Raw genomic sequence first — 6,000 nt, forward strand, 5'->3', positions numbered from 1 at the left:
GCTATGAACGAGACTCAACAGGCGATCGACGCCGCCAACGCGTCGTTCTGGGACGAGTTGTGTGGTTCCGCGGCGGCCCGTGCATGGGGCATCACCGATTCCTCGATGGAGTCGCTACGGCGCTACGACGAGAATTATTTCCACTTCTATCCGTATCTCGAGGACTACATCGACTGGAAGGCGATGCGCGGCAAGCGCGTGCTGGAGATTGGGCTCGGTTACGGCAGCGTCTCGCAGAAGATCGCGGACAGTGGCGCTGACTTCACGGGTCTCGATATCGCCGCCAATCCCGTCACGATGGTCAATCACCGGATCAAGCAGAGCGGGCTGAACGGCAAGGCCGTTCAAGGCAGCATTCTCAGCAATTCGCTTGCCGACAATTCGTTCGACGCGGTTGTCGCGATCGGCTGTCTGCATCACACCGGCAACCTGGCGGCTGCGATCGCGGCCTGCCGTCGACTTCTCGTCCCGGGCGGACGTCTCGTCGGCATGGTCTATTACGCCTATTCCTATCGGCAGTTTGTGCTCGAGCCGAAACGCGCGCTTCTCTACTGGCTGCGCGAACTCGGAGGCTATCGCGGGACTTTTCGCGACGGCGAAACCTCCGCCTATGACAAGACACAGGACGGTTCGCTGGCGCCGGCAACCGAATTCATCTCGGCCAAGTCTTTGCAGACACTCTGTTCGGGATATTCGAATTTTCGGGCGGTCACCCAGAACGCCGATCAGGAACGACCGTTTAAGCTCTGGACGCGTCCGCAACTGCTTGCCTCGCCGATCCCGCGGTATTGTGGACTGGACGTGTATTGGAGCTGCAACAAGTCGACCGCCTGAGATCGATGTTTGCTGCGTGGCCCTGCATGTTTCGGGTCGATGCGTGTGGCAGCTTGAGCCATGACGCGGTGTTGGCAACTCACTCACTGTGGCAACCGATAGCTCGCCGGCTTCCCGTTGATAGCCGAGATCGGCGGGTGCAACGTCGCCTTGAGCGCTTGCCTTATCCCGAGTTTTCTGGGTAATGGACGCTATGCTGCGGCTCGCAAGGCCGCTTGTTCCCTCGGCTCTTCGGCTGGCTGCAATGGCTGGTCACGAGACAAGACAGGGCCTGTTGCATGATCAGATTTGGCCTGCTCGGGTGCGGGCGTATCGCCAAGCGCCATTCCGATCTCCTGGGTGGCAATCACATCGCGGGAGCGAGCCTGGTTGCCGTTTGCGATCCGCTTCGAGCGCGCGCCGATGCGATTGCCGGGAAGTTCGCCGTTCCCGCCCATTACGACATGGACGAGTTCCTGGCGCGCAAGGATATCGACGCCGTTGCCGTGCTGACGCCGAGCGGGCTCCATCCCGCGCATGTGATCGCCTGTGCCAGGGCGGGCAAGCACGTCGTGGTCGAGAAGCCGATGGCGCTGCGGTTGCAGGACGCCGACGACATGATCCGGGCCTGCGACGAGGCCGGCATCAAGATGTTCATCGTCAAGCAGAACCGCTTCAACGTGCCGGTCGTCAAGGCGCGCGAGGCGCTCGATGCCGGCCGCTTCGGCAAGCTCATCCTGGGGACGGTCCGGGTGCGCTGGTGCCGCGACCAGGCCTACTACGACCAGGACGATTGGCGCGGCACCTGGGCCTATGACGGCGGTGTGCTGACCAATCAGGCGAGCCACCATGTCGATATGCTGGAGTGGTTCTTCGGCGACGTGGTGAGCGTGCATGCGCGCGCGACGACGGCGCTGGCCAACATCGAGACCGAGGACACCGCCGTCGCGACGCTGAAGTTCCGCAACGGCGCGCTCGGGATCATCGAGGCGACCACCGCGGCGCGCCCGACCGATCTGGAGGGCTCGCTGTCGATCCTGGGCGAAAAGGGCACGGTTGAGATTTCCGGTTTCGCGGTCAACCAGATCCGGCACTGGCGCTTTGTCAACGAGCTGCCGTCGGACAAGGACGTCGTGGAGAAGTTCTCGGTCAACCCGCCCAACGTCTACGGCTTCGGCCATCAGGCCTACTATCATCATGTGGTCGATTGTCTGGAGAACCAGCGCGCGGCGCTGGTCGACGGGCTCGAGGGCCGCAAGAGCCTGGAGCTGATCTCGGCCCTCTATGAGTCGATCGAGACCGGAGAGGAAGTTGCGCTGCGCTTCACGCCGCGGTGGAGCCGGCTGGGTGTCGTTTCGTGAATCGGCCGGAAGTGCATCAGGCCGGCGTGCGTGATGTCGCGTTCGGCGAACGCGTCAAGATCGTCGAGCCCTGCAATCTCTATGGCTGCACGGTCGGCGATGACTGCTTCATCGGGCCTTTCACCGAAATCCAGAAGGGCGTGGTGGTCGGAGCACGCAGCCGCGTGCAATCGCATGCCTTCGTCTGCGAGCTCGTCACCATCGGCGAGGACTGCTTCGTCGGGCACGGCGTGATGTTCGTCAACGACACGTTCTCCACCGGCGGTCCGGCGCGCGGACGCAAGGAGCTGTGGCGCGAGACTGTCATCGGCAACCGGGTGTCGATCGGCTCCAACGCCACGATCATGCCGGTCAGGATCGCCGACGACGTCGTCATCGGTGCGGGATCGGTGGTGACCAAGGACATCACGATATCAGGCACCTATGCCGGCAATCCGGCGCGCCGGCTGCTGGCGAGCCAATAGGGGAATATCGATGCCGGTACCGTTTGCCGACCTGCAACTGCAATACCAGTCCATCAAGGGCGAGATCGATGCCGCGATCGCCGGCGTGATCCGCGACAACGCCTTCATCCGCGGCAGCTATGTCGACGCCTTCGAGCGCGAATTCGCCGCGGCCGCGGAGGTGGCTCATTGCGTATCCTGCGCCAACGGCACCGATGCGCTTTACCTTGCCATGCGTGCGCTGAAGGTGAAGCCGGGCGACGAGGTGATCACGACGGCGCATTCCTGGATATCGACTGCGGCGATGATCACCCATTCCGGCGCCAGCGTCGTATTCTGCGACACCGATGACGCGACGTTCACGATCGATCCAGCGGCGATCGAGGCCGCGATCACGCCGCGCACCGTCGGCATTATCCCGGTGCATCTGTACGGCCAGCCTGCGGACATGGACGCGATCATGGTGATCGCGCAGAAGCACAAGCTCTGGGTGATCGAGGATTGCGCCCAGGCTCATCTCGCGCGCTACAAGGGCCGCATGGTCGGAACGTTCGGCGAAGCTGCGACCTATTCATTCTATCCCGGCAAGAATCTCGGCGCGATGGGCGATGCCGGCGCGGTCGTCACCAACGATGCGGCGCTCGCCGAGCAGATGGCGATGCTGGCGCGTCATGGCGGGCTGGTGAAGCACCAGCACCATATCGAGGGCGTCAACAGCCGGCTCGACGGCATGCAGGCTGCGATCCTCTCGGCCAAGCTGCCGCATCTCACCGCATGGACCGAGGCCCGGCAGGCCGCAGCCGAGGTCTACGATGCCGGCCTCAACCAGATCGAGGACGTCGTGGTGCCCGAAGTGGCGCCGGCGCGCAGCCACGTCTACCACCTCTACACGATCAGGCATCCGCGCCGCGACGCACTCGCCGCGCATCTCAATGCCAACGGCGTGCAGACGGCGATCAACTACCCAACCGCGCTGCCGTTCCTGCCGGCCTATGCACGGTTTGGCCACCGGCCGGAGCAATTTCCCAACGCCCATCGCGATCAGGGCCAGATTCTCTCGCTGCCGACCTTCGCCGAGATCACGCGCCAGCAGCAGGATGAGGTGATCGACCTGGTTCGCAAGTTCTGATCGCGATGGTGACCTCGCGCCGGGCGGGGGGCTCAGCTTCGCTGCAGCAGCGGCTTCAGGAACACTTCCAGATTGGGGCCTGAGAACAGGTAGCCCTTCAGGCCCGCCGCGCGCGCAGCCTCGAGATCGGTCGGCTGATCACCGACCAGAAAGCTTCGTTCGACATCGACCGGAAAGCGCTCCAGGAGATCGGTGATCATGCCCGGCGACGGTTTACGTCGGGGGCTGACCAGCCGATATCGCTCAACGGTTCCTTCGGGATGGAACGGGCAATACTCGAAGGCGTCGATATGCGCGCCGACCTTGCCGAACTCGGCTGCCATCCAGTCGTGGAGCTGCTGGATTTGCGCCTCCTCATAGAGGCCTCTTGCCACGCCTGACTGGTTGGTCACGACGAACGCAAGATAGCCCATGTCGTTGACGGCCTTCACCGCCTCGCGCGCGCCGTCGATCCAGATCAGCCTGTGGCTCTCGAACAGATAGCCGATATCCCGGTTCAGGACGCCGTCCCGATCGAAGAAAACCGCCGGCCGTCGCGGCTCGGAAGCGCTGCTCATGAGGTGATGATCCCGTCTCCACGAGGCATGAGCCAGCTCAATAGTTCACAATGCCGCGCGCGACAATGTGGATCGGACCACACGGGGTGGTCGGCTCATCGCTCGTCCGCAATCACCTTGCCATCGTTCGGCAGCGCGCCGGCGCCGACCAGCTCGACGGCGCCGCCAAGCTTGGTCACGGCACGCAGCGTGGCCGCAACTTCGTTCAGCAGGGTATCCGGCGCCGAAGCGCATTCGGCTTTCAGCGTCATCGCGTCGGCCTCGCCGGCACGCGTGACGACGAGGCGCAGCCGTCCGAGTTCGGGATGGCGCTTGCCGATTTCTGCGATCTGCTCGGGGCGCACGAACATGCCCTTCACCTTGGTGGTCTGGTCGGCGCGGCCCATCCAGCCCTTGATGCGCATATTGGTGCGTCCGCACCGGCTCGCGCCGGGCAGCGCCGCGGTCAGATCGCCGAGCGCGAGGCGGATCCAGGGATGATGCGGATCGAGCGAGGTCACCACGATCTCGCCCACGTCACCCGGCGCAACGGGATCGCCGGTGCCGGGCTTGACGATCTCCAGGATCAAATCCTCATTGACCGTCATTCCCTCGCGCGCCGGGGTTTCGAACGCGATCAGTCCGAGATCGGCGGTGCCGAACGCCTGATAGGCCTCGACGCCGCGCGACTTCATCTCCTCCTGCAACGATTTCGGAAATGCGGCGCCGGAGACCAGCGCGCGCTTGATCGAGGAGACGTCGCGGCCGCCGGTGGCCGCGGCGTCCAGCAGGATCTTCAGGAAATCAGGGGTGCCGCTATAGCCGACCGGGCGATAGGCCTCGATCAGCTCGAACTGCTGCTCGGAGTTGCCGGGGCCTGCCGGGATCACCGCGCAGCCGAGCGCCCGCGCTGACGCGTCGAAGATGAAGCCGCCGGGGGTCAGGTGGTAGCTGAAGGTGTTCAGTACCACGTCCCCCTCGCGAAAGCCGGCCGCAAACAGCGCCCGTGCGCCGCGCCAGGGGTCCGTCTGGCGGCCTTCGGGCTCGAAGATCGGTCCGGGCGAGGTGAACAGCCGGGCGAATGAGCCGGGTTTGTCGGCCACGAAGCCGCCGAACGGTGGGGCGGCCTTGTGCAGCGCCGGGAGTTCCGACTTGCGCAGCACCGGCAGCCCCGCCAGGGCCTCCCAGCTGGTGACGGAGGCAGGATCGATGCCCCTGAGCAGGTTGGCGTAGGCCGGCGCCGCTGTCGCCTTGCGCAGCACCTCCGGCAGCCGGGCGAACAGGGCGGCCTCGCGCTCGGCCGGATCGCGCGTTTCAAGGGCGTCGTAGTGGTCGGTCATGGCAGGTCCTTGCGAGGATGTGCGCAGGTTGCGTGCCGGTCCGCCCGTGCTATCAGACGGTGACCGCTGACATTGGGACGGTTCCAGGAAGCACGATGGCTGAGGCAGAGAGCGTTGCGGCGGACGGGGCCGCCGATGTCGTCGCGAGTTTGAAGCACCGCATCATCGACCATGCGCTGCCGCTGTGGTCGACCACAGGCTGGGACAGCACCGCCGGCGGCTTTGTCGACCGGTTGCATCAGGATGGGACAGCCGATCACGCCGCGCCCCGCCGGGTCATGGTGCAGGCCCGCCAGATCTATTGCTATGCCAAGGCGGCCAGCTGGGCTGGTATCCCGACGGCCGCGCGATCGCGCTGAAGGGGCTGGAATACCTGCT

General features: G+C 64.8%; 6 protein-coding genes and 1 pseudogene. 5 read left to right on the forward strand and 2 right to left on the reverse strand.

Annotated elements, in window-relative coordinates; all coding sequences use genetic code 11:
* The first annotated feature begins 3 nt into the window (after positions 1 to 3).
* The 4 genes from H8B02_RS01095 (at position 4) to H8B02_RS01110 (ending at position 3,746) form a co-directional block, all read left to right on the forward strand.
* Positions 4 to 834 (forward strand): class I SAM-dependent methyltransferase, encoded by an 831-nt coding sequence (locus H8B02_RS01095; protein ID WP_229164219.1) that lies wholly within the window; start codon positions 4 to 6, stop codon positions 832 to 834.
* A gap of 278 nt (positions 835 to 1,112) precedes the next feature.
* Positions 1,113 to 2,174 (forward strand): Gfo/Idh/MocA family protein, encoded by a 1,062-nt coding sequence (locus tag H8B02_RS01100; protein ID WP_229164220.1) that lies wholly within the window; start codon positions 1,113 to 1,115, stop codon positions 2,172 to 2,174.
* On the forward strand, positions 2,171 to 2,638 hold the full coding sequence (locus H8B02_RS01105; protein WP_229164221.1) for an acyltransferase: 468 nt from the start codon (positions 2,171 to 2,173) through the stop codon (positions 2,636 to 2,638). Before H8B02_RS01100 ends, H8B02_RS01105 begins: the two co-directional genes overlap by 4 nt.
* 10 nt (positions 2,639 to 2,648) lie before the next feature.
* On the forward strand, positions 2,649 to 3,746 hold the full coding sequence (locus H8B02_RS01110; protein WP_229164222.1) for a DegT/DnrJ/EryC1/StrS family aminotransferase: 1,098 nt from the start codon (positions 2,649 to 2,651) through the stop codon (positions 3,744 to 3,746).
* Positions 3,747 to 3,778: 32 nt separating this feature from the next.
* Here the strand turns inward: H8B02_RS01110 and H8B02_RS01115 are convergent, their stop codons facing one another.
* Both H8B02_RS01115 and H8B02_RS01120 read right to left on the reverse strand, forming a co-directional pair.
* Complete coding sequence (locus H8B02_RS01115; RefSeq protein ID WP_229164224.1) at positions 3,779 to 4,303, reverse strand: HAD family hydrolase; 525 nt, start codon at positions 4,301 to 4,303, stop codon at positions 3,779 to 3,781.
* A gap of 95 nt (positions 4,304 to 4,398) precedes the next feature.
* Positions 4,399 to 5,622, reverse strand: coding sequence for a phenylacetate--CoA ligase family protein (locus H8B02_RS01120; RefSeq protein ID WP_229164225.1), 1,224 nt, complete (start codon positions 5,620 to 5,622; stop codon positions 4,399 to 4,401).
* Between the two features lie 95 nt (positions 5,623 to 5,717).
* Here H8B02_RS01120 and H8B02_RS01125 point away from each other — a divergent pair.
* Positions 5,718 to 6,000, forward strand: a pseudogene (locus H8B02_RS01125) (AGE family epimerase/isomerase); the annotation flags it as partial.

Source organism: Bradyrhizobium altum (assembly GCF_020889705.1).
In the GTDB taxonomy this organism is placed as follows: domain Bacteria; phylum Pseudomonadota; class Alphaproteobacteria; order Rhizobiales; family Xanthobacteraceae; genus Bradyrhizobium; species Bradyrhizobium altum.

Bases quoted from the DNA above. Each gene is read 5' to 3' on its own strand.
- H8B02_RS01095 (WP_229164219.1), top strand. From the start codon at position 4: ATGAACGAGACTCAACAGGCGATCGACGCCGCCAACGCGTCGTTCTGG.
- H8B02_RS01110 (WP_229164222.1), top strand. From the start codon at position 2,649: ATGCCGGTACCGTTTGCCGACCTGCAACTGCAATACCAGTCCATCAAG.
- H8B02_RS01115 (WP_229164224.1), bottom strand. From the start codon at position 4,303: ATGAGCAGCGCTTCCGAGCCGCGACGGCCGGCGGTTTTCTTCGATCGG.
- H8B02_RS01120 (WP_229164225.1), bottom strand. From the start codon at position 5,622: ATGACCGACCACTACGACGCCCTTGAAACGCGCGATCCGGCCGAGCGC.
- H8B02_RS01100 (WP_229164220.1), top strand. From the start codon at position 1,113: ATGATCAGATTTGGCCTGCTCGGGTGCGGGCGTATCGCCAAGCGCCAT.